We start from the raw sequence: 364 nt of genomic DNA on the forward strand, positions 1-364 counted from the left end.
ACAACCCACACAGTCGCCCACCAAACCCTGAACCAAATCAGGCGGTATGGGTGACCAGGCCGTGCCTGGCATTGAAAAACAATCCATCCGGTTCTCACCGGGCATGGTTGTTCTTTCAGATACCCAACAGGGTGCTTATCGCCTCCACCAGCCGCACTTCAAGGATTTCCACGCCCCGAAAGGGCTGTACTAACCGAGAAGCCGTTGCCGGCTTGAGCTAACCAGTGTCTCCGCCTTTGAGCACCCCGACCTGACATTCGCAGGTCGCGGGCCACTGTCCGCTTTCGCGGATAGTTGCTCCTTAGAAAGGAGGTGATCCAGCCGCACCTTCCGGTACGGCTACCTTGTTACGACTTCGTCCCAA

General features: G+C 57.1%; 1 rRNA gene. It reads right to left on the bottom strand.

From position 1 onward, the window contains the following. Positions 1 to 305 precede the first annotated feature (305 nt). Positions 306 to 364, bottom strand: a 16S ribosomal RNA gene (locus WH85_RS46340); the annotation flags it as partial.

This window comes from Actinoplanes rectilineatus, from assembly GCF_000962825.1.
Lineage (GTDB): Bacteria > Actinomycetota > Actinomycetes > Mycobacteriales > Micromonosporaceae > Actinoplanes > Actinoplanes rectilineatus.